Here is a 24716-nt window from a genome sequence, read left to right as displayed (position 1 = left end):
TCCTTTCTTTTACCCTTGTGCTCACTATAAAAAACAGTAAGGAGGAAATTAAATATACCATCCTCCATTTACTCGAATAACTTGACCGGTTATATAACTTGCCTTTTCGCTCGTTAAAAATGCGACAGCATTCGCTATATCTTGTGGAGATCCCAAAATACCGGCAGGGATTTCTTCCAAAATCAGCTGACGAGCTTCTTCTTCAATATGGGTATTCATCTTTGTATCGATAAAACCTGGAGAAACTGCATTTACCCTTGTCCTCTGTAAGGCAACCTCTTTAGCATAAGCCTTTACAAGAGCATGCTGAGCACCTTTAGCAGCAGAGTAAGCCACTTCATAAGATGCACCCGTATCTCCCCATATACTACCTACAAAGACGACTGAGCTACTAGTCTGTTGTCGAAGCTTGCTATTTAGTTTTCCTAATAAGGCCATAGGATGTTCTACATGCACTTGAAACAACAAACGTATCTCATCTATAGTAGTATCCTCTAATCCTTTGTAAAGGCTATGCCCTTGGGCAAATACAATTGCATTAAGGGCGAAGATGCTATCTGCAACTTTTTCAATACAATCTGCCTTACTCATATCCGCATGCACAACCATAAACTCTTGTTCAGAATAGGACTCATTTAGTTCTGTTAACAGCTTTTCAATACGCTTATTATTATTAGCATAGTGAAGGTACAAGGACCAACCAGCTTCTGCAAGATTACGACAAATTGCGGAACCAATTTCACCAGATGCACCTAGCACTAATGCAAACTTTTTAGTCATTTTGTTTCTCAAAAGGTAATATGGTAAACACAGTATGAGCATCTTCGTCTGCTAACGATAGGAATGCCGATTTCACTTGGTCCATTGTAAGTTTTTCTAGAGCTGGCACTACATCAAACAAATTCATGTCATTAAATGAATAACGAGTAAATTGATTGGCAATATATTCTATCGAATTCAGCGCACGTAAGAAAAAGCCTATTTTTTTACGGACAATACGTTGTAAGTCCTGTTCTTCTACGTTCCAATTGGAAGCAAAATGCTTAATCGTTTCTTTTATTTTGTCGTTTAGTTCAGTTGGATTAACAGTATCTGAACCAATCATTGTAAATCCATATCCTTGCTCCATAGAGAAATCAGCAGAGTAAGATTCATCAATCCAACCATTTTCATATATTTCTTGATAAAATGCAGAACTTCTGCCAAATATCATTTCAATCGCAACTTGCATTGCCAACTCGTAATTTAACATTTCATCACCGGAAATATCCGTATTACTAGCTTTAATACCGAATAAAACTTTAGGCTTTTGAACATCCATCTGAAGAGTACGCTCTTTTATATCCACTGCTTTTTGTTCTTCAGGATAGAAACGTTTAATTTCTTGTGGCTCCTCGAATTTCTTCGCCGCTTGATCTGCTTTGATGAAATCCATCATTTCTTCTGGATTAACAGCTCCCACTACGAAAAGCACCATATTTGATGGATGATAGAAAGTGTTGTAACACTCATAAAGATGTTCTGCAGTAATATGACTAATCGTGTCAATTGTACCAGCAATATCAATCTTTACTGGATGCTCTTTATACATATTTTCGATTGTTCCAAAGTATAAACGCCAATCTGGTTGATCATCATACATAGTAATTTCTTGACCAATTATTCCTTTTTCCTTTTCTACTGTCTGTTCTGTAAAATATGGCTGTTGCACGAAATCCAATAAAGTTTTCGTATTATCTAAAACATGGTCGGTCGAAGAAAACAAGTACGCTGTTCTCGTAAAAGAAGTAAATGCATTCGCAGATGCCCCTTTTTCGCTGAACTTTTGGAATACATCTCCTTCTTCTTTTTCGAACATTTTATGTTCTAGAAAATGGGCAATTCCATCAGGAACAACAACAGGCTCCTCTTTACCTAGAGGTATAAATTCACGGTCAATCGAGCCATATTTTGTGGTAAAAGTGACAAATGTCTTAGAGAAATCTTTTTTAGGAAGAATATAGACATCTAATCCATTTGGAAGTGTTTCTTTATATAATGTTTCATCTAATTGTTGAAAATACTCTTTATTCATTTGTTGCACCTTCCTTACCTGAAAGGAAATAAACAAATTCCTTTTCAATTGTTAAAGCCATTTGTTGTATTTCTTCTTTTGTAACATGCATCCATTTTTCTACCCATTCTTCAACAGTGAAAGAGGTATTTAGCTCTTTATATTGATCATAAATTTCAATTTGAGCACGTGCTGAATCCAAAGCTTCTTTCAACTGATTGGTAAGCATGGATTTCGTTTGATTTAATTCTAAGTCAGAGATTTCACCGTTTTGCAATGCTTTTAGTTGTTCATCGATTAATGCAACTGCTTTTTCTTGTAAATTAGAATCTATTCCTGCTAGCACAAAGATTAAACCATAGAGCGAAGAATAACTGCTCGATGCATAATAGGCCATACTTTCCTTTTCACGTACGTTCATAAAAATCTTCGAATGTGAAAATCCACCTAAAATACCATTCGTCAGCTGCATAACCGGAAATTCTTCCGAGAAGAATGTGATAGGTGTTTGATAAGCAATATGGAGCTTACCTTGTTTCATATCTTGAATTTCATGAAGAAATTCCTTGTTATTACTTTCTTTTGGTATATCTACTGCTTTTACAATCTTCTCTGTACGATCAGCAAAAGAAAAATGACTTTGCATTTTATCTTTTATTTCCTGCACGTTAACATCCCCTACTATATAGATGGATAAATCATCTTTTGTTAGTAAATCATGATGCATATCAATCAGTTGATCGTTTGTAATTGCTTTGACAGCTTCTACTGTCCCATTAGACGTTATGGAAGCAGGACTATTAGGGCGAATATTCTCTAACAAGCGCTGTTGAGCGTATCTTGTTTTGTCATCATACATAGATTGAATACGTTCAATAACCTGTTCTTTTTCTCGTTTAACAATCGACTCATCAAATTTCCCATTCACCAAATTTGGCTTGAAAATAACCGTATGTAATAAAGAAAAGACTTCATCGACAATTTTTTCATTGGATAAGTATGCATCATTTACAGTTTCTGCGTTCAATGAAAAAATATGGTGGCTCCCTTTTTTCGTCGTATCAAAGTATAAGACGGCACCGTACAAATCATCTAAACGTTTTCTAAAAGCTACATTTGTAGGATATACTTCATTGCTAAATTGTAAGATATTCGCTAATACTGCACGCACAGCAGCTTTTTCTACTGTTAATGGTTGTTTCCATTTGAACGATATATTGATCGTTTTAAATTGTTCTGTTGGTCTCACAAAAAGCTTTACGCCACTTGCAAGTTCAAATTGTTGAAACATAAGTGATCCCCCTTTTTCTTTCTAGTGTATCTCAGATAGTGATTCACTATACATCCTCTAATTATATCAGTACAAACAAAAAGGGACCAATTAATTGGCCCCTCTTCCATTTTTTCCATTAAATTTTAAGCATTGAATACTTGACTGTCGATTTATGTTCCAATCAAATTATAAAAAGTTTAGAGTATCTTCACTACAAAACTATCAATTAACGTTTTCCTTTGATATAAGGAATCCCACTTGCTCTTGGTGCGTATGCTCTTCCAATAAATCCAGCAACCGCCAAAATAGTTAAAGCATAAGGCAAGATGTGTAAGAAGTATGTTGGCACTTCTTTCACATATGGAATTTGTCCACCAATTATACTTAATGCTTGAGCGAATCCAAAGAATAATGCCGCTCCAAGCGCTCCTAGTGGATGCCATTTACCAAATATCATGGCAGCCAGTGCCATGAACCCTTGACCATTTATAGTAGTATGACTGAATTCACCAGAAATCGATTGAGAATATACTGCTCCACCTAAACCTGCAAGCGCACCTGATAGGATAACTGCAATATAACGCATTTTTGTTACATTTACACCCATTGTATCTGCTGCCATTGGATGTTCCCCAACTGCACGGAGACGTAATCCAAATGGAGTTTTATAAATAACAAACCAAGCCATCACAGCGATACCAATCGCTAAAATAGAGGTACCATATACATCTTTAAATAACATAGGTCCAATTACTGGTAAATCACTCAAGAATGGAATATCGAATCGGATAAATCGTTCTTGAATATAATCTGTTTGCCCTTTACCATAGATCATTTTCACCGAGAAAAGAGCAATTGCAACACCTAGCATATTGATCGCAACCCCGGATATTGTTTGATCCGCGCGGAAAGAAATCGATGCTACAGCATGCATAACAGAGAATAATCCGGATACAAGCATTGCTGCGATTAACGAAACCCATGGAGTCATTGCGCCAAATGTATCCACGAACATTAAGTTAAATAGAATACCGATGAATGCTCCCATAACCATTAAACCTTCTAGTCCGATGTTAATAACACCAGAACGTTCGGAGAAGACTCCTCCTATTGCTACGAAGATTAACGGAGCTGCATAGAAAATAGCTGCTGGAATAATAAAATATAAAACATCTAAGAAGCTCATATTACTTCGCCTCCTTTTTCTTGTTCGCTTTTTCTAGGAAATAGCGAATAACGTATCCACACGCTACGAAGAATATGATAATAGCTATTACAATAGAAACGATTTCTACTGGAATACCAGCTTCGTTTGGCATATTGAGAGCTCCGTATTTTAATGATCCAAATAACACCGCACCGAAAATTACTCCTAGTGGTGTATTGGCACCTAATAAAGCTACTGCTATTCCATCAAATCCAATTCCAGTAAATCCACCCTTAACATTTGCATATTGGAACGTACCTAATGCTTCCATAGCACCAGCTAATCCAGCAAATGCTCCAGCAATAACCATCGAAAGAATGATATTTTTGTTTACATTCATCCCTGCATACTCAGATGCATGTTTGTTAAATCCAACCGATTTTAACTCATAACCAGTTGTTGTTTTTTCTAATATAAACCACATTAGCAGTACCATAGCAAGAGCTATGAAAATACCATAATGCAAACGAGAGTAATCTGTAATACTTTCGAAAAATGCAGATTTCAATGAAGCCGAAGCATTAATCGTTCCAGTATTGTCTCCACCATCCGACACCACTTTAATTAAAGCGTTTGTTGTATGTAAGGCAATATAGTTCATCATAATTGTTACAATTACTTCATGTACCTGTAGTTTCGCTTTTAATAAACCTGGGATAAAAGCCCAGGCCGCTCCAGCTAATGCTGCTGCGATAATAGCGAATGGTAGATGGATATACATCGGTAGATCAAATGCAATCCCTACATAAGAAGCGGCAAACCATCCAACTAATAATTGCCCTTCCACCCCGATATTAAATAGTCCTGTACGGAAAGCAAATGCCACGGATAAACCAGCAAGTAAATATGGAGTGATTTGACGAATTGTCTCTCCAATTGCATAAGCATCTCCAAAAATACCATTCCATAGTGCCGTGTAACCTAGTATAGGATCATACCCACTTACCAGCATGACAATGGCACCTACAAGTAATCCTAAAATAACAGAAATTACAGGGACAAGTATATTGACTACTCTATTCGACATGAGTTGTATCCCCCTGTTTAGCTATGTTTGAATTCTTCTTTTGACCCGCCATCAATAAACCAAGTTCTTGTTCTGAGGTTTCTTTTGGCAATAATGTATCTACAATTTGTCCATCATAAATAACTGCAATACGATCGGATACATTCATAACTTCATCTAATTCGAATGAAAGTAGAAGTACCGCTTTTCCGTTGTCTCGTTGTTCAATAAGACGTTGGTGTATAAATTCAATAGCTCCTACATCAAGGCCTCGTGTCGGTAAAGCTGCGATTAACAAATCTGGATCACGTAAAACCTCTCGTCCAATAATTGCTTTTTGCTGATTTCCTCCAGACAGTGCACGAGCAGGTGTATGCTCTCCTTGCGTTCGCACATCAAAATCATTAATAACTTTTTGCGCCAACTCAGAAACTTTTTTATAATTCATAATTCCACTTTTTGAAATAGGTTTTTGATAGTAAGTTTGTAATGCAATATTATGTCCGATTGAAAAGTCTAAAACTAAACCATGCTTATGACGATCTTGTGGAATATGCCCTACACCAGCCTCCGTAATTTTACGTGGCTTTTTGTTCGTAATATCTTTCCCGTTTATCGAAACAGAACCGGCTTTTGCTTTGCGAAGACCAGTGATTGCTTCGATTAACTCACTTTGACCATTCCCATCAATACCAGCAATCCCTAGAATTTCTCCTTTGCGGACTGTTAGGTTTAGGCCTTTTACTTTATCAATACCACGATAATCTGCGACTACTAGGTCTTTAACAACAAGTGTATCGTCTGTTGGATTAGCTTCACTTTTAACAGTTTTGAATTCTACTTGTCTACCAACCATTAATGATGCTAATTCATTGGGATTTGTTTCTGCAGTTATAACAGTACCAATTCCTTCACCTTTACGAATAACTGTTACTCGATCAGATACATCCATAATCTCTTTTAACTTATGTGTTATTAATATAATCGATTTACCTTCTTGTATTAAGCGTTTCATAATTTGTATAAGTTCATTTATTTCTTGAGGAGTTAGTGAAGCAGTCGGCTCATCAAAAATAAGAATATCCGCACCACGATAAAGCGTTTTCAAAATTTCAACTCGTTGCTGCATCCCAACCGAAATATCTTCAATCTTCGCATTAGGATCTACATCTAATCCATACATTTCAGACAATTTTTGAATTTTCTTAGCTGCATCTTTAATATTCACCATACCAGCTTTAGTTAATTCATTACCTAATATTATATTTTCTGTTACTGTAAAGTTTTCAACGAGCATGAAATGCTGATGCACCATTCCTATGCCTAAATCATTGGCAACATTTGGGTCTGTAACTTTAACTGTCTTTCCTTTTACTTTTATCTCGCCGGCCTCTGGTTGATATAATCCGAACAAAACGTTCATAAGCGTGGATTTACCAGCACCATTTTCTCCTAAAAGAGCATGTATTTCTCCCTTTTTTAACTGAAGGGTAATGTTATCATTTGCAACAAACGATCCAAACTCTTTCCTTATGCCAAGCATCTCTATTACATAATCCAATGAACTCACTCCCCACTATCATACTAGTACTAAATTAATACACGAAAGACTCTAGACTTTTGAATAGTTAAAATCTTTCGTCTACTAATTTAAAATATCATAAAGACCGAGAGAGATCGGTCTTTATGATGTTCGTTAATATTATTATTCTACTGTTTCAGGAACAACGATTTCCCCATCAGCGATTTTCTTAGTGAACTCATCAATTTGGTCAAGAACATCTTGTGGAATAGCTCCACGAGAATCCGCAAGACCAACACCTTCTTCAGCTAAACCATAAGTTACAGTTGTTCCACCTGGGAAGTTTCCAGCCATTGCATCTTTTGCAATGTTTTGAACTGCAGTTCCAACTTTTTTCAACATAGAAGTAAGTGTTACGTTAGTATCGCCTACAGCACCTTCTTCGTATTGGTCAGAGTCAACTCCGATTACCCATACGTTTGCGTTAGCATCTTTTGTTTTACGTTCTTTTGCTTCTGCAAATACACCATTACCTGTACCACCAGCAGCGTGGAAAATAATATCTACGCCTGAAGAATACATACGGTTAGCAGTTGTTTTACCAAGTGCAGCATCATCAAATTTACCAGTGTATTGAACATCTACTTTAATAGATGGATCTACAGCTTTAACACCTTCTAAGAATCCTGCTTCAAAACGTTCAATTACCGGAATTTCCATTCCACCAACAAAACCGATTTGTTTAGACTCAGACATTAGAGCAGCAGCAACACCTGCAAGGAATGATCCCTCTTGCTCTTTGAACATTACAGAAGCAACGTTTGGAGCATCAACGATTGAATCGATGATTGCAAGTTGAGCGTCTTTTTGTTGTGCAGCAATCGTTTTAATTGGTTCTTCCATTAGGAATCCAATACCATATACTACATCAAAGTCGCGACGTACTAAGTTATTTATGTTTGTAATATAATCTGCATCTGATGTTGATTGAAGGTAGTCATATCCACCATCGCCTTTTTCAAGACCATTTTCTTTACCAAACGCTTCAATACCTTCCCAAGCTGATTGGTTGAATGATTTGTCATCAACCCCACCAACGTCAGTTACCATTGCTAGAGAAAAATCTACTGCTTCAGTTGTACCTTCAGAACCTGTTCCTTCTGAATCTTTTGGTGTAGTTGTTTCTTCATCTTTAGACCCACATGCTCCTAGGATAGTTCCAGCAGCAAGTACTAGTGATAGACCTAATCCAAATTTACGTTTTGTCAATTTGAAAACCCCCATTTATTTTCTTATTAGCAGGAATTGTTGCATTTTACACCCTTTTCCGAACAACGTGAAAGCTAAATTTATCCGCTCGAAAATAATTCTTCGAGTACAAAACCACACGATCGTTTTCATCGTAATGGAGTTGTTTTAAAACAAGCAAGGAAGTTTCTGGCTCACAGTTCAAAGTAGGAGATGCGATCTCGTGGTAACCCACAGGATCAATGTAAGTCACCGCATATGAAATATGTATTTCTCCAGACTCTTCTAATGCAGTAAAAATAGAGCCTTCTTCTCTAATGAGAAAATCATTAGGTAAATAATTTTTCGGAACCTTATCGACACAATACACAACCGGTTCGTCATTTGCAGTACGGACACGTTCCATTGTAACAATCGATTGCTCATCTCCACACTGGAATCTTAAAATATCATCCTCAGATGGAATCGCTTGCATAGAACTCAAGTAAACTGTACCTGGTTCCATTCCAGCCTTACGAATCATAGATGAGACGCTAGAAAGCTGTTCGATACCAGACGTGAAAATGGGCTTAGAATTTACAAACGTGCCCACTCCATGTCTTCTGACTATTACATTTTCTTCTTCCAATAAGCGAAGAGCTTCTCTTAAAGTTGCGCGACTTACTCCTAATGACTTGGCCAATTCAAATTCTGAAGGAAGCTTTTCCTTTTCTTTGAATATGCCCTTATCGATGTCTTGTTTAAGACGATCAATCACTTGTAAATATAAATGCCGATGGTCTACTTTTATTGTCATCTAAAACACCACCATTTTGAAGAGATCAGACCTCTGATGTAAAACTTTCCTACTAATCAGTCATACTATAACATTTTTAATACATGAAATAAATACTTTTATTTATATTATTTTAAAAGTTGATACAAAAAGTATGTGAATTTGTAATTATTTTGTCATACTTTTTCTATAAAGTGTGATACTATTTAACCTTTTAGGTTACATAATATCATCATCCACAGAGTGTTTAGAAACCAGTACTTGTCTTGGCTTACTTCCCTCATAAGGTCCGACAACCCCACTAAGTTCTAGCTGATCGATAATTCTGGCTGCTCTGGAATAACCAATTCTAAATCTTCTTTGAAGTAATGAGACGGAAGCAGTTTGCATTTCAGTTACTAGTTGCACAACATCATCATATAATTCATCTCTATCTAACTGTTCTGCCGACTCTTGCACTTCATCTGGAATCATTTCATCTTGATAATTAGCCTTTTGTTGTTCAATAACAAAATCTACAATTCTTTCAACTTCTGCATCTGATAAAAATGCCCCTTGTACTCGGACTGGCTTCGAGCTACCGGCTGGAAGAAATAACATATCCCCTCTACCTAATAGTTTTTCTGCTCCTCCCATATCTAAAATAGTTCTGGAGTCAATTGCTGAGGAAACAGCAAATGCAATTCTTGAAGGAATATTAGCTTTAATAATCCCTGTTATCACGTCAACGCTCGGTCTTTGTGTAGCAATAATCAAATGAATCCCAGCTGCACGAGCCATCTGAGCCAAGCGAGTGATAGAATCTTCTACATCACTAGAAGCAACCATCATTAAGTCCGCTAATTCATCTACTATAACCACTATAAACGGAAGTTTCGGATGTTTTTCTTCATTCTCTTCGTTCCATCTGTCAATATGCTCATTGTACCCTTGCATATTTCTTGTGCCTGTATGAGAAAACAACTCATATCTTCTTTCCATTTCAGAGACTATTTTCTTCAAGGCCTGTGATGCTTTTCGTGGGTCCGTTACAACGGGCGCAAGTAGATGCGGTATCCCATTATACATATTAAGCTCTACCATTTTTGGATCAATCATCATCATTTTCACTTCATGCGGTTTTGCTCGCATCATTATACTTGTAATTATGCCATTGATACAAACACTCTTCCCACTCCCAGTAGATCCAGCTACTAGTAAATGTGGCATTTTATTTAATTGGGCCAGCACAGCTTGCCCAGTTACATCGCGTCCAAAGCCAATTAATAGCTTCTGACTCGGCATATTATTTTCTTCTGATTCCAAAACTTCTCTCAAACTTACAATAGCTACTTCCTTATTTGGGACTTCGATCCCTATCGCCGATTTCCCAGGTATAGGTGCCTCAATCCGAATATCTCTCGCTGCTAAGGCCAAAGCTAGATCATCATGTAAACTAACGATCCTACTAACTTTCACCCCTACATCAGGTAGAACTTCATATTTTGTTACTGCTGGACCTAAGTGAACTTGAGTAACCTTTGCCTTAACACCAAAACTTAAAAATGTTTGTTCTAGTTTTTTAGCATTAGCTTGAATCGCATTCAATTCACCACTTTGATCACTATGAGCAGGTGCATCTAACAAACTAATAGAGGGTAGTTGATAATCTTCATTCTCAACTGCTTCATTTTCCAAATTAATCTCTATAGGTTCAACGGGTTCAGATGGCTGCTCTACCACTTCTTTTCTAGCTATACGTTCGGTAAATGCAGAAATGATCGGTGAAGTAGACTGCTCCTCTTCTTCTATTTCTAAAGGAACTGCTTCTATTACAGTTACAGCCTCTTCCTGTGCAGCCTGTTTTTTGTTTCGACGGGACTGACCACTAACAGGAGTAGCTGTAGGTGTAGGTTTTTTCTTCTTTTTTTTCGGTCTGTTTAGGAAGCTTTCTTTTAGCTTCGGAAACGTTTCTACTAAGTAAGGAACTAAGGCTTTTCCAGTCAGTAACACAATTCCTATAAATAACATTAGCCAGCCCGCTACTTTTGCACCGGCCGAAGCAAACAGAACATGGAATGATGCAAAAAGTATTGCACCTATTATTCCGCCGCCTAATGAGGTATTTCTATTGGTAATCCCACCGCTTTCTACTAGAACGCGATAGCTTTCTCTTAAAACAGAGTTGGTTACTAATGCTTTTCCTTCAAATAATTGTTGAAATAATGCGATATGGCTAAATAACAATAAACTTCCCAAAACAAAAGCACAGCCTAAAAGTAATCTATGGTTCCATGCCGGTACGGATTGTTTGATCATTATAATAAGTGCATACACGATTAGCATAAATGGAACTGCAATATGCCAATTCCCAAATAAGAAATAACTAATATAAGACAAAAATTCACCCACAAGCCCATATTCAAAAAACGAAATAATGGATAATCCAATAATTAATAGTCCAATAATTTCATAAAGGAGCGGATGCATTGTTTTTTTAGACGGCTTTTTAGTTGGTCTTTTTTTCTTTCTTGCCAAAGTGTCACCTACTTTCTAAGTAATTTTAAAAATCTATTAGAAGAAAAAACAGAAATATGCGCCAGGTCCTTAAACAGGCAACGAACGTTTTCGGGAGGATTATGAACAGACATTTCCCTCATACTAGTCGTACACGCAGAAATAGTCCAACTGTATTAAATCAGAATACTATTCATTCTTTCCCTTGCCACGGATGACTTATTCAAGTTACTTTTTTATATACTTTCTTGTCTTTTAAGATAAAAAGGATTTCCTTCCGTATTCGGAAAGGAAATCCTTTATTCATATTAATATTCCATAATAATAGGGATAATCATTGGACGTCTTTTGGTTTGTTGGAATAAATATGAATTTAGCGTATCACGGATTTCTTGTTTAATGTTTGTCCATTCAAACGTTTCTTTATTCACATATTTTTCAACAACAGTTCTGACCAGCTTAGCAGACTCTTCCATTAGTTCTTCAGATTCACGAACATAAACAAATCCTCTCGAAAGAATTTCTGGTCCAGAAGCAATTTTCTTCTGTGCTCGGTTTAAAGTAACAACAACAATAAATATACCATCTTGTGAAAGCAGCTTGCGATCGCGTAAAACAATATTGCCTACATCTCCAACACCGATTCCATCTATTAAGATATTGCCAGCTTGAACTCGACCACTCATTCTCATTTTACCACTCTTATATTCTACGATATCCCCTTTATCGGCGATGAAAATTTCCGATTTGGTCATACCAATTGCTTGAGCTAATTTTGAATGGGCTATCAACATGCGATATTCCCCTTGAATTGGTATAAAGTATTTAGGTTTTGTTAGATTTAACATCATTTTTAAATCTTCTTGACTACCATGACCTGATACATGAACATTTTTTTCAGAAGTAAGAACTTTTGCTCCAACTTTTGCAATCTGGTTCATCGTATTATACATTCCTACTTCCATACCTGGAGAAGGTGTAAACGTGATCAAGACAGTATCTGTATCTTTTATTTTAATATCTTTATGATGCTTACGGATCATTTTTTCTAAGGCTTCTAGTGGTTCACCTTGTGTACCTGAGACAATAACTACAATATTTTCATCATTGTATTTAGAGATTTCCTTGATAGAAATAATTGTCTCCTCTTCTACAGTGAAATACCCTAGATCTAACCCTATTTCGAAAATATTTTCTAAGCTTTTTCCTGCAATTGCGACTTTTTTGCCTGTTTCAATTGCTTTGTCAATAACTTGTTGAATTCGAATAAAATTAGATGCATATAGTGCGACTAGTATACGACCTTTAGCAGCGTGGAATGTTTCTGATAATTGGTTTTCGATTACTGCTTCAGAAGTTGTATAACCTGGTCTTTCTGCTTCTGTTGAATCAGATAGAAGTATAAATACACCATCTTCTCCTAAACCAGCAATTTTTGCTATGTCAGGACGATACTTTCCTTTAGCCGATTGGTCGAACTTAAATTCTCCGGTATGAACGATTGCACCTTCAGACGTATGGAATACAATCCCAAGAGAATCAGGAATACTATGCGTTGTATGGAAAAAAGTAACATAGGTTCCTTGGAAATTCATGCGACTTTTATTTGTTACTTCGAAAAACTTGACTGGTTGTTTCGTCGGTAACGCTTTTAAATGCGTTTTTGCTAAAGCAATTGTCAGTTTAGAGCCATATACCGGTGCTTGTACTTTTTGAAGTAAATATGAAATGGAACCAATCGCATCTTCGTGACCGTGTGTTAAGAAGATCCCTTTTACACGATCCTTGTTTTCTACTAAGTACGTAATGTCAGGAATTACAATATCTATTCCTAGCATTTCATTTTCTGGGAACATTAAACCACTATCTACGACAAAAATTTCTTCATCTATTTCTACTACGTACATTGCTTTTCCGATTTCTCCAACTCCACCGAGCGGTATAATTCGAATAAGTTCATTTTTTACTTTTACCAAATCTTTTCCTCCTATAAATCAATTACGCCTCAGAGAAATTGTATCTAGATGTGTATGGTGCTTAGTCCTGCGTCATGCAGTTCAGTTTGCAACTATCGAATAGTAATACGATTTTATGCTTTCTGTAGTCTAAGTCTCCATTCAACACCTTTTACATCCTCCGAAAGCTTTACTTTCTAGCAAATGCTTGTACTTCCTGAATCTTTATTACTTATTAATTAGTATTCGTCTCTCCGCCCTTTCCAAGGGTGGGAGATATCTATTTACGTTAGCTTGTTAAATTTTTTATAAAAGAAGTTAACCCGACCAACATCCACGTATTTTCATTATATCGGACGTCAGCGATTCACACAAATAAAAAAAAGGCTGAAATAGGAAATCTTCAGCCTTTCTGCCAAATTATTGAGTATTCAAATATTCATCCCAGATTACATCAAATTCCTGCTTTTCTCTTTCGGTCATCTCAGTGAGTGGTAAGCGTAAGCTTCCCACTTCTAATCCTATCTTAGAAAGCGCATATTTTACGACAATCGGGTTGGGGTGTTTGAAGAGTGCCTGTATTAACGGCAATAATGATTGATGAATTCTTGCAGCTTCCGTATGATTTCCATTTTGAAAAGCTTCCATCATTTTCTTCATATCATTTCCTACAATATGGGAAGCAACCGAAATTACTCCAGTACCCCCTATTGCTAGTAATGGAAGAGTCAGTGAATCATCTCCGCTATACACTTCTAAATTCCCTTTTGTTTTAGCCATTATTCGAGTCATCTGATCTAAATTACCACTAGCATCTTTTAAAAACTTAATGGAGGGTATTTCACTTAAAGCTACCAATGTATCAAGTTCCATATTGATAACAGAACGGCTTGGAATATTGTATATGATAATTGGCAGTATTGTTTCATTTGCAATAGCTTCATAATGAGCTATCAGCCCGCGTTGATTGGGTTTGTTATAATAAGGGGTGACAATCATTAGGCCATCCACTCCCAGAGCCTCAGCCTTTATAGACAAGTCAATGGATGCGGCTGTGCTATTACTTCCAGTACCTGCAATGACAGGTACTCTTTTGTTTACTTTCTCTACTACGAATTTAATAAATTTAAGTTTTTCTTCCATTGTTAAAGTTGGAGATTCTCCTGTTGTCCCACAAACGACAAGAGAGTCAGTCCCTGTCGAAAGTAAATGTTCAATTAATAATTCTGTCACAGTATAATTGATGGAACCATCTATTTGAAATGGGGTAACCATTGCCGTAGCAATTGGTCCTATCTTCATTTTTACACCTCTTTTAATATACCTTCAGCAATAAGTGCTTCTGCAATTTGTATAGAGTTTAGCGCTGCACCTTTCAATAAATTATCTGATACTATCCACATATGAAATCCTTTATCGTTGGAAGGATCTTTTCTTAAACGTCCTACAAATACGTCGTCTTTACCATCTGCATAGTACGGCATAGGATAAAATTGTTGGTCAGGAGCGTCTTGTAACGTAATCCCCTCTGAGTTTGCAAGTAGTTGTTTTAGCTGATCGATTGATACATTCTCTTGATCTACCTCTACATAGACAGATTCGGAATGTCCGGTAACAACGGGCACTCTTACACAAGTTGCTGCAATAGCAAGATTTGGTAAAGACATAATTTTTTTAGTTTCATCCATCATTTTATGTTCCTCAAAAGTGAATCCATCTTCGGTGAACACGTCAATTTGAGGAATAACATTACCTGCGATAGGATAATGCTTTTCAGCACTTTTAACAGGTAAGATTTCTGGTTTTGCTTGTTTATCTTTTATACCTTCACTTTGTGTTGTCAATTCATTAATTGCAGCAGCTCCGGCACCCGATACCGCTTGGTAAGTTGAAACTATTACTTTGGTTAGACCAAATTTCTGACGAATTGGTTCAAGTGCGCAAACCATCTGAATAGTGGAACAATTTGGATTAGCAATAATCCCTGTTTGTTCATGTAAGGCTTGTTTATTTACTTCAGGAACTACAAGTGGTGTATCTTTATCCATCCGGAAGGCGCTTGTGTTATCAATTACGATTGCCCCTCTATTGCTGGCTTCTTTTGCTAGAACTTTAGAAATTGAACCACCTGCAGAGAAAAATGCTACATCTACACCTTCAAAAGCTTCAGGTGTTGCTTCTTCAATAGTATAAGAACTTCCATCTACTTCTACTTGTTTACCCGCTGATTTTTTAGAAGCTAATAACTTTAACGTTTTGTATGGAAAACTTCTTTCTACTAATTTTTCAATGATTTTTTGACCGACTGCTCCTGTCGCTCCTACAATTGCTACTGTATAACCTTGTAACATGAAAAGCTCTCCCCCTAGACCTATGCTATTTTTGATATTGTATTTTATTATACATGAAAATACATCTTCATCAATATTTATAATTTATGACTTATGAGCAAAGGCTGGAATTGTTTGAATTGAATCGCATGTTCAACTGTTGGAATTATTTTTGTAAAGTCAGCAATGAGTGAGTTTGGTTTGCTATGAGGATTATCTTGGCCAAAGGGGATAAAGTATATGTTTTTAGTAGAAAGTAATTTCATAATGTTCATTCCATTCAATCCTAATGCATCATTTGTGGATATTCCAAGAACTACTGGTTTTCCATTTCGCAATGTTGCTTTTGCCGCCATCAACACAGGTGAATCTGTTTGGGCATTTGCAAGCTTACTAATAGAGTTGCCTGTCATCGGAGCAATTACCATACAATCCAGTGGGTTTGTAGGTCCAAATGGTTCTGCCTCCACTATTTTTGACACTACTTTACTACCACTTGCCTCTTCTATTTTCTCAATCCATTCTTCCCCTGTTCCAAAACGTGTTGCCGCAGTTAATACAGAATACGTAATAATAGGAACTACAGTTGCCCCTAGATCAGTAAACTGTTTAATCATTGGGATAACTTCCTCATAAGTACAATGAGAAGCAGTTATTCCTAATCCAATTCGAAAACCTTTTAACACTATTTTTCCCCCTCCAGTAGAGCCAATTGAGTTTGCACAGCTTTTGCTATCAAATATCCTGCATCTTTGGGAAAATACAATCCTGGTAAGCTAGTTGAATGGATATAATTTGTTGGGATTGAATTGGCTGACTCGAGTAAACATCCTGGATTTGAAGCTAGATCATACACTTTTTTAAATCTAGCCGTATCAGACGTGCTCAGCCATCTGTTTGGAATAGTGTTTATCAGATAGCTGGTATCTGCTTCTTGATTATGAACAACATGCTCAAATTGTTCTATCTGATATCCATAGCTTTTTGCCTCAAATAATTGATGTTCAGAGCGAACCGAGATAATTACCTCTGCCCCTAAATGATGTAGAGCAAAAGCAAGTCTTTTTCCCACTCTTCCATACCCAGTTATGATGAATTTTTTATTATAAATAGATTCGTTTTCACTTCTATAAAAGTTATATATAAATCCCTCTGCTGTAAGATTTGCATTTTCCCAAATCCACTGTTCATCCTCTAAATAATAAAAAGCATGGACCTGGCTATTTTGTATTTCCTGTTCAATTTCTGTATTCGTTTTTCCAACGAAAAGGAGAAGACATGACTCAGGCAAAACGAAAGAACTATCTATTTGTAATGGTGGAATAGGTAAAAAAATGATGGTAGGTTGATAATCCATTATTGCGACTTTTAGTTCTTCCGTCCAAATCGTCGTTGGAAAGATTTTTACTTCTAGTTCGTTATCTAATGTTTCCTTCAAAAACGATAGACGGGCGTCTGTACCTATGATTGCACATTTTTCTTTCACGAATATTCACTATTTCCAATTTCATTGTTTGCCTCATTAAACAGAATTCTATCTTTACCAATGAGAATTATTTCTTCCCATGAGATAAATTCCTTTTTTTTCGCTGATTTATTTCCTTGAAAAAAGGATCCTGTTTTTTGAAAAACTTCAAAACCTTCTATTTTCCCATTTTCAGGATTGAAGAGTAACTCAGTGTCTGCTAGTTTGCCATATCTCGCCCCGTCCTTAACTTGGATCAGCTCTTTTTCTGCAAGTTCCGAAAGTAACAATCATTCTCCCCCTTATTGATTTCTATTTATATATATGCCATTTCGCAGTACAAAGTGAATATAAAAAAACGGGAAAGAAGACGCCTGGTCCTTAAAAAACAAAAAATATATTTCCAATATAAAAAAAGCCGATCAAATTTGATCGACTTTTGGTTTAATGATTGAGATGGCTGGTTTATGGGAAAATGTCTCTGCAGCAAGATCCATTACCGATTGTAAGGAGACTTCATCAATTGATGCACTTACTTCATCTAATGAACGATGTTCACCATACAGCAATTCATTTTTACCATTACGGCTCATTCGAGCATTGGAGCTCTCTAAGCCAAGGAGTAGATTACCTTTCAATTGCTCTTTTGCATTAGATACTTCTGTTTCTGTGAATCCTTTTTCAAGAACATTTTGTATCGCTTGCTGAATTGACATAGATAGTTCTTCCAATTGGTTGCTAGAAGTCCCACCATAAATAGCAAGAGCACCAGTATCTTCATATGACGAATGATAAGAATAGATCGAGTAAGCAAGACCTTTTTCTTCTCTGATTTCTTGGAAAAGCCTAGAAGACATACTTCCACCCAAGATATTGTTCATCACAACTAGGCTATAAATGTTATCAGCCTTTACACTTAAACTTGGATAGGCTAAACAAAGATGTGCTTGCTCAGTTTCTCTAAAGTTTTCGACATGTACTGCTCTCAACTCTGGAGTTGCCATAGGTATTTTCTCATTACTCGATTTTTCTAGTTGGCTAAATAATGTTTCAATATACTCTAGTAGTCCTTCTGGAATATTACCCGCAACAGATATAACTACATTTTCTGGGGTATAATGTTTTTTCATGTATGCTTGAATCGTTTCTTTTGTGAAACTATTCAACGTTTCCTCTGTGCCTAAAATAGGTGCACCAAGCGGGTCATTTTCATACATCGCTTGCCATAAATATTCATGCACAATATCATCGGGTGTGTCCTCTACCATATTAATCTCTTCCAAAACAACCTGTCTTTCTTTCTCAATTTCATTTGCATCAAATTGAGAGTGGAAAAACATATCTGCTAGTATTTCTACTGCATGTTCTGCATGATGATCTAATACTTTTGCATAGTAGCATGTATTCTCTTTAGAAGTGAAAGCATTGATATTACCACCAATACGATCAAATTCTTCTGCAATTTGTTTCGCAGTTCTCGTTTCAGTTCCTTTAAATAACATATGCTCAATAAAATGAGTTAAGCCATTTTCTTCTGGTAACTCATACCTTGATCCTGCCTCGACCCAAATCCCTACAGCCACAGATCGTACATAAGGAATATGTTCTGAAACAATTCGTATTCCATTTTTACAAGTTAGTTTATTTATCAAATTAACACCTCAGTTTATTCTATTCAGCTATTTAAAAAGGTTGCCGTAGCAACACGGCTACGGTCAACCTTTTTTGTCATGCTGATGTAATTGATTAATTATTTGTTTTCTTGTTGCTCAGCGCGTTCTTTTTCTTCTTTTACAACAATTTTACGAGATAAATTGACACGACCTTGATTATCAATTTCAATTACTTTCACTAATAGCTCATCCCCAAGTTTTAGAACATCTTCCACATTTTTCGTACGTTCTTCTTGAATTTCGGAAATATGCAATAAGCCATCTTTGCCAGTGAATAATTCTACGAAAGCACCGAATTTTTCAATTCGTTTAACTTTCCCAAGATAATATTCGCCAACTTGCGCTACTCGTACAATGTTCTCGATAATTTCTTTTGCACGTGCAATCATCTCTTCATCAGCTGATGCGATATAAATTGTACCATCTTGCTCTGTATCAATTTTCACGCCAGTTTCATCGATAATTTTATTAATTTGTTTACCACCTGGTCCAATTACATCACGGATTTTATCCGGATTAATCTTAATCACAACAATTTTAGGTGCATATTTGGACAGTTTCTCACGTGGATCAGAAATTGTTGCAAGCATACTTTCTAAAATTTGCATACGACCAATTTTAGCTTGCTCTAACGCTTCTTCAAGAATTGTTCTTGATAGTCCATCAATTTTAATATCCATTTGAAGTGCTGTAATACCTTTAGATGTACCAGCTACTTTAAAGTCCATATCTCCAAGATGATCTTCCATTCCCTGAATATCCGTTAATACAGTATAATGTTCACCTTTTTTCACAAGTCCCATTGCAATCCCTGCAACTGGTGCTTTCAAAGGAACACCTGCATCCATCATTGCTAGAGTTGATGCACAAATACTAGCTTGTGATGTTGATCCATTGGATTCTAACACTTCTGCTACTAAACGAAGTGTGTATGGGAAATCAGCTTCATCTGGAAGAACTGCCTCTAGAGCGCGCTCTCCTAAAGCACCATGACCAATTTCGCGACGACCTGGAGCACGGATAGGACCAGTTTCTCCTACACTAAACTGAGGGAAGTTATAGTGATGCATGAAACGTTTTGTTTCTTCTAAGCCAATTCCATCGATAATTTGCACATCACCAAGGGGCCCTAAAGTACATATGCTCAAAGCTTGTGTTTGTCCACGTGTAAACAATCCAGAACCGTGAGTTCTAGGCAATACGCCAACTTCTGAAGATAGTGGACGAATTTCCGCTACTCCACGACCATCAGGACGAATTTTGTCTTCTGTTATCAAACGACGAACTTCATCTTTCACCATTGCATCTAAAATTTCACGTACTTGCTTCAACGTCTCATCAGTTGCTTCTTTTTCTGTATAAATTGCAATGACTTCTGTTTTTACTTCAGTAATAGCATCTTCACGAGCATGTTTTTCTTGTACTTGTATTGCTTGTACAAGTTTTGTTTCACAAATACCTTTTACTTTTTCAAAAAGTACTTTATCTAACTCAAAAAGAGGAATATCTTTTTTCGCTTTTCCAACTTCAGCTACTACTTTTTCTTGGAATTCGATTAACTTGATAATTTCATTATGACCGAACATAATTGCCTCAAGTACCGTTTCCTCTGAAACTTCTTTAGCCCCTGCTTCAACCATGTTAATCGCATCTTTTGTCCCGGCTACTACCAAGTCTAAAGTGCTCTTACCCATTTGCTCTACAGTTGGATTGATAATTAGTTCTTCTCCAATTAAACCTACCTGAACGCCAGCTATTGGACCGTCAAATGGGATATCTGAAACGCTAAGCGCTAAAGATGAACCTAACATTGCCGCCATCTCAGAAGAACAGTTTTGATCAACAGACATCACGATTGAAATCACTTGAACTTCATTACGGAAACCATCTGGGAATAAAGGACGAATTGGACGGTCAATCAAACGACTTGTTAAGATTGCTCGTTCTGAAGGACGTCCTTCACGTTTGATAAATCCGCCTGGGATTTTACCTACAGCGTAAAGTTTTTCTTCATAGTTCACAGTTAAAGGGAAGAAATCTAAATTCTTAGGGTTTTTCGATGCAGTTGCTACAGATAATACAGTTGTATCACCATATCGTACTAATACTGCCCCGTTCGCTTGTTTTGCAAGTTGTCCTATTTCTACTTGCAACGGGCGTCCTGCCCATTCGTACGTAAATACTTTCTTTTCACTCATGTAATCTGGACTCCTCTCGACTTCAAAAACTCCTTTAAAAAAGGGTATATAAAAGTTATATGTATCATAAGTAGTGTATCAAAAATCTTTCAACTATGCGAAGTTTTTTATGCAAAAGAAAAAGCGGGATAAATCCCGCTTTCCTAAATCGAATCTTATCGACGTAAACCAAGTTTTGCGATTAGATCACGGTAACGTGATACTTCGTTTTCACGTAAGTATTTTAATAAGTTACGGCGACGTCCAACCATTTTGAATAGACCACGACGTGAGTGATGATCTTTCTTATGAGTACGTAAATGTTCGTTTAAAGAGTTAATCTCTTCTGTAAGAATTGCGATTTGAATATCAGCAGATCCAGTATCACTTTCGTGAGTTCTGTACTCAGCGATTAATTCATTTTTGCGTTCTTGTGTAATTGCCATGTTGGTTTCCTCCTAAAATTCTTGTTATCCCCTAATCCTGAGCAATCGTTGGAGAATCGAAAAAGCCAAGGAAAGGTTAAGTACGGTATTGTACTTATAAAGATTATCATAAATAGATTGGTGAAGCAACTAATTAGTAAGTGACAAGATCGAATTATTCTTTTAAAAACAAAGTAAAAAAACGATCCTCTAAAAATACAAATGTAGATAGGTCATTGATTTCCGCTCCGAGCGGACGCTTTCCGTGGGCACGACTTCAGCCGCTTCCCTCGCTTAGGCTCAGTCCAGGGTCTTCAGCTCGCGCTGTCCCACTGGAGTCGCCACTCTGCGCTCCAATCAATTATATCCACTTTATATGATTGGAAAATTTGGCTGACAGAGACTAAGATAAAGAAAATCCACTTTCTACATTCTTTGTTACATGATAACAGCCCAATTCAATATTAGACTGTTATATCCCTATATTAAATTTGGCTACTATTATTCTATATGCAAGAAGCTATGATCTATCAATAGTTAAGTACTACTCACTCAATTGATTGGAGAGTAAGGTGGCGACTTCAGCGGGATGAGTGAGACAGATGAGATATCACAGCGACGCGTGTGCTGTGGTGATAGCTCATCGCTCACCCCGCGAAACGCGTCCACCTGTTTCTGCATCGCTAAGCTAGCTTCGAAACATGAAAGTACGTTGAAACGGAAATCACAAGTATTATTTATTCATTTTTTGACTCTTAAAACACGATGTATTTTTCTATTTTAAAAAAGCTACCGAAATTAATCTCCGGTAGCCCATCTATTATTATTCATTTTCATTTTTAAAAAACTCGATCGCAACTTGCTTGTCTTTTCCAATTTGTTCTTTTAACTCGTCAATTCCATTGAACTTTTGTTCCGATCTAATTCGCTTATACCAATGGACCGTTACTTCCTCACCATAGATGGATTGATCAAAATCAATAATATGTACTTCAATAGAAAGTCTTTTCTCATCGGGATTATTAAATGTTGGTTTGTAACCTACATTACATACTCCCTCATGCCAAGTCTCCTGAACGCGTATTTTAACTGCGTACACGCCAGTTGCTGGTGTAAATTGCCCTTCGGTCGGTTCAACATTCGCCGTTGGAAAGTTTATAGTTCTCCCTCTTTTGTCACCATGGATCACAACTCCTGTTAACTTGAAAGGTCGGCCTAATAATTCTCTGACTTGCTCCATATTACCCGCCGTTAGCTCAGCTCTTATTCTAGTTGAGCTAATCTTCTCGTCCACGAGCTGTTTTTTCTCTACGACTGATACAGAATATTTCCCTTCAGAGAGAATCTCCATATCTTTCATGGTACCTTTACCAAAAGCTCCAAATGAAAAGTCAAAGCCGGCTGTAACGTGTTTGACATTCGTCCCGTTTATAAAGAATTCTATAAACTTTTCGGGTGTTAACTTTGCAAAATCGGAAGTAAACCGAACAACAAAAACTGCATCTACCCCTAAGCTTTGCAATATATCTGTTTTTTCTTGAATAGGTGTAATATAAAATACTTTCTCTTTTCTGCCACCAAGTACTAATGAAGGATGCGGATCAAATGTCATCACAGCTGTTTTGATATTCTTCTCTTTCCCTTTATCGAGGGCTTCCTGAATGACTGCTTGATGCCCTTTATGCACTCCGTCGAAAAAACCAATCGCTAAAGAGTAAGCTTCATTTTTATCATTTTTAAATAAATGGTTTGGATAGGATAAGTGATATACGTCCATATTAATCTCCTTTTTCAGATGAAAACATTTTTTCTGGTTTCATCATACCACTTTTCGTCGGATGTTTAATATAAACTGCTATCGGATTTTCCAACAGTTCGAATACTATTTTTTCGTTTTCAGCTAATAACGGATGAATTTCTACTACTTGTCCATTAGTTATACTTTTGTTGTTATCATCATTGACTTCAACTGTTGGCCAAGTCGCTAATGCATCTTTTAAGGGAAGTAATGTTACAGATAATGAACCTTCATCCACAGCAGCTTGCACCTCACTTAAAGTGAGACACTGATCTTTAGAAAAGCTTCCAGAAGCTGTTCTTACTAGAGATGACATATGTGCTGGATATCCCAGTAATTCCCCGATTTGAACAGCAAGGGTACGAATATAGGTACCTTTTCCACAGTCGACTTCAATGTTGAACGTAACTTCTTGTCCTGAAAAAGTAGGGGCTTCATCCAATAATCTTATATTGTGAATCATCACTTTCCTACTTGGGCGTTCTACTTCTTTTCCTTCTCGAGCGTATTCATATAGTTTTTTTCCATTCACTTTTACTGCAGAATACATCGGGGGAATTTGAGTAATCTCCCCAGTCAGTTTCGCTAATACTTCTAAAATTTGTTCACGAGAAAAAGACTTAGGAGTTATGTCATTTACAACGATGTCACCGTCTGCATCTTCAGTAGTTGTTGATGTACCAATAGAAATAGTAGCTATATACGTCTTCCCTTGATCCATTATATATTCTGACACTTTTGTAGCCTGCCCTAAACAAATAGGTAAAACTCCTTCCACACTTGGATCCAATGTTCCTGTATGGCCAATTCTTTTCATCTTCAATATTTTTCTAAGTTTAAAAACACAATCGTGTGAGGTCATTCCTTTTTCTTTCCATAAAGGCAATATTCCTTCGTACATCCAGTTCACCCCTTGTATATATAACAAAGAAGTCTGCTTTAATAACAAAGCAGACTTCTTAGTTTTTATTACTCAGATGGCTTATTAATTTGTCTTAATAAATCATCTATACGATTACCATATGCTGCAGATTCATCATATTCAAAGATTAGTTCAGGCGTTATACGTAAGCGAATACGTTGACCTATTTCAGAACGAATAAATCCTTTAGCTTGTTCTAAAGCTCTTAAAGTATCCGCGCGGTTTCCATCAAGCACCGTAACATAAATGGTCGCTTGTTGTAAATCACCAGTAACAGCTACATCTGTGATAGTGACAAAACCGATACGTGGGTCCTTTAATTTTCGTCCGATAATTTCGCCCAATTCTTTTTTCATTTGCTCAGCAACTCGGTTAGCACGCATTGACATGA

21 protein-coding genes are annotated in these 24716 nt (G+C 36.7%); all 21 read right to left on the bottom strand.

What is annotated here, in order from left to right:
* Positions 1-48: 48 nt before the first annotated feature.
* Positions 49-780: an elongation factor P 5-aminopentanone reductase gene (ymfI, locus tag MHI47_RS06335; RefSeq protein ID WP_340830073.1), complete on the bottom strand. Its 732-nt coding sequence runs from the start codon at positions 778-780 to the stop codon at positions 49-51.
* The gene (gene yfmH / locus MHI47_RS06330) at positions 773-2074 is read right to left on the bottom strand and encodes an EF-P 5-aminopentanol modification-associated protein YfmH (RefSeq protein ID WP_340761960.1); all 1302 of its coding nucleotides are present in this window, start codon (positions 2072-2074) and stop codon (positions 773-775) included. The genes ymfI and yfmH overlap by 8 nt, the downstream gene beginning before the upstream one ends.
* Positions 2067-3344: an EF-P 5-aminopentanol modification-associated protein YfmF gene (gene yfmF / locus MHI47_RS06325; protein ID WP_340830071.1), complete on the bottom strand. Its 1278-nt coding sequence runs from the start codon at positions 3342-3344 to the stop codon at positions 2067-2069. Before yfmF ends, yfmH begins: the two co-directional genes overlap by 8 nt.
* 208 nt (positions 3345-3552) lie before the next feature.
* Positions 3553-4512, bottom strand: coding sequence for an ABC transporter permease (locus MHI47_RS06320; protein ID WP_093535041.1), 960 nt, complete (start codon positions 4510-4512; stop codon positions 3553-3555).
* Between the two features lies 1 nt (position 4513).
* Positions 4514-5560 carry an ABC transporter permease gene (locus MHI47_RS06315; RefSeq protein ID WP_093535043.1) on the bottom strand — a complete coding sequence of 349 codons (1047 nt, stop codon included), beginning with the start codon at positions 5558-5560 and terminating at the stop codon, positions 4514-4516.
* On the bottom strand, positions 5550-7100 hold the full coding sequence (locus tag MHI47_RS06310; protein ID WP_093535045.1) for an ABC transporter ATP-binding protein: 1551 nt from the start codon (positions 7098-7100) through the stop codon (positions 5550-5552). Before MHI47_RS06310 ends, MHI47_RS06315 begins: the two co-directional genes overlap by 11 nt.
* A 144-nt stretch (positions 7101-7244) precedes the next feature.
* Complete coding sequence (locus MHI47_RS06305; protein ID WP_093535047.1) at positions 7245-8330, bottom strand: BMP family lipoprotein; 1086 nt, start codon at positions 8328-8330, stop codon at positions 7245-7247.
* A 46-nt stretch (positions 8331-8376) separates the two neighbouring features.
* The gene (locus MHI47_RS06300) at positions 8377-9105 is read right to left on the bottom strand and encodes a GntR family transcriptional regulator (protein WP_093535049.1); all 729 of its coding nucleotides are present in this window, start codon (positions 9103-9105) and stop codon (positions 8377-8379) included.
* Between the two features lie 198 nt (positions 9106-9303).
* Complete coding sequence (locus MHI47_RS06295) at positions 9304-11553, bottom strand: FtsK/SpoIIIE family DNA translocase (RefSeq protein WP_340832011.1); 2250 nt, start codon at positions 11551-11553, stop codon at positions 9304-9306.
* Positions 11554-11888: 335 nt separating this feature from the next.
* A complete protein-coding gene (locus MHI47_RS06290) occupies positions 11889-13556 on the bottom strand; it encodes a ribonuclease J (protein ID WP_093535051.1) in 1668 nt (555 codons plus the stop codon).
* Between the two features lie 399 nt (positions 13557-13955).
* Positions 13956-14837: a 4-hydroxy-tetrahydrodipicolinate synthase gene (dapA, locus tag MHI47_RS06285; protein WP_340830069.1), complete on the bottom strand. Its 882-nt coding sequence runs from the start codon at positions 14835-14837 to the stop codon at positions 13956-13958.
* Between the two features lie 2 nt (positions 14838-14839).
* Complete coding sequence (locus MHI47_RS06280; RefSeq protein WP_340830067.1) at positions 14840-15886, bottom strand: aspartate-semialdehyde dehydrogenase; 1047 nt, start codon at positions 15884-15886, stop codon at positions 14840-14842.
* A gap of 77 nt (positions 15887-15963) precedes the next feature.
* Positions 15964-16551 (bottom strand): dipicolinate synthase subunit B, encoded by a 588-nt coding sequence (locus MHI47_RS06275; RefSeq protein WP_093535057.1) that lies wholly within the window; start codon positions 16549-16551, stop codon positions 15964-15966.
* Positions 16551-17351, bottom strand: a complete 801-nt coding sequence (locus MHI47_RS06270) for an NAD(P)-dependent oxidoreductase (protein ID WP_340830065.1) — start codon at positions 17349-17351, stop codon at positions 16551-16553. Before MHI47_RS06270 ends, MHI47_RS06275 begins: the two co-directional genes overlap by 1 nt.
* Positions 17348-17620, bottom strand: coding sequence for a YlmC/YmxH family sporulation protein (locus MHI47_RS06265; RefSeq protein ID WP_093535061.1), 273 nt, complete (start codon positions 17618-17620; stop codon positions 17348-17350). Before MHI47_RS06265 ends, MHI47_RS06270 begins: the two co-directional genes overlap by 4 nt.
* Positions 17621-17752: 132 nt before the next feature.
* The gene (locus MHI47_RS06260) at positions 17753-18982 is read right to left on the bottom strand and encodes a M16 family metallopeptidase (protein ID WP_093535063.1); all 1230 of its coding nucleotides are present in this window, start codon (positions 18980-18982) and stop codon (positions 17753-17755) included.
* A gap of 98 nt (positions 18983-19080) precedes the next feature.
* Positions 19081-21201: a polyribonucleotide nucleotidyltransferase gene (gene pnp / locus MHI47_RS06255; RefSeq protein WP_340830064.1), complete on the bottom strand. Its 2121-nt coding sequence runs from the start codon at positions 21199-21201 to the stop codon at positions 19081-19083.
* Between the two features lie 155 nt (positions 21202-21356).
* Positions 21357-21626 carry a 30S ribosomal protein S15 gene (gene rpsO, locus MHI47_RS06250; RefSeq protein WP_090562453.1) on the bottom strand — a complete coding sequence of 90 codons (270 nt, stop codon included), beginning with the start codon at positions 21624-21626 and terminating at the stop codon, positions 21357-21359.
* Between the two features lie 802 nt (positions 21627-22428).
* The gene (gene ribF / locus MHI47_RS06245) at positions 22429-23382 is read right to left on the bottom strand and encodes a riboflavin biosynthesis protein RibF (RefSeq protein ID WP_093535067.1); all 954 of its coding nucleotides are present in this window, start codon (positions 23380-23382) and stop codon (positions 22429-22431) included.
* Position 23383: 1 nt separating this feature from the next.
* On the bottom strand, positions 23384-24304 hold the full coding sequence (truB, locus tag MHI47_RS06240) for a tRNA pseudouridine(55) synthase TruB (RefSeq protein ID WP_340830062.1): 921 nt from the start codon (positions 24302-24304) through the stop codon (positions 23384-23386).
* A 68-nt stretch (positions 24305-24372) separates the two neighbouring features.
* Complete coding sequence (gene rbfA, locus MHI47_RS06235) at positions 24373-24714, bottom strand: 30S ribosome-binding factor RbfA (protein WP_093535071.1); 342 nt, start codon at positions 24712-24714, stop codon at positions 24373-24375.
* Positions 24715-24716: the final 2 nt, after the last annotated feature.

It is taken from the genome of Psychrobacillus sp. FSL H8-0487 (genome assembly GCF_038008385.1).
In the GTDB taxonomy this organism is placed as follows: Bacteria; Bacillota; Bacilli; order Bacillales_A; family Planococcaceae; genus Psychrobacillus; species Psychrobacillus psychrotolerans.
Note: the sequence above shows the minus strand (reverse complement) of the source record. Positions and strands in the feature narration are given on the sequence as shown.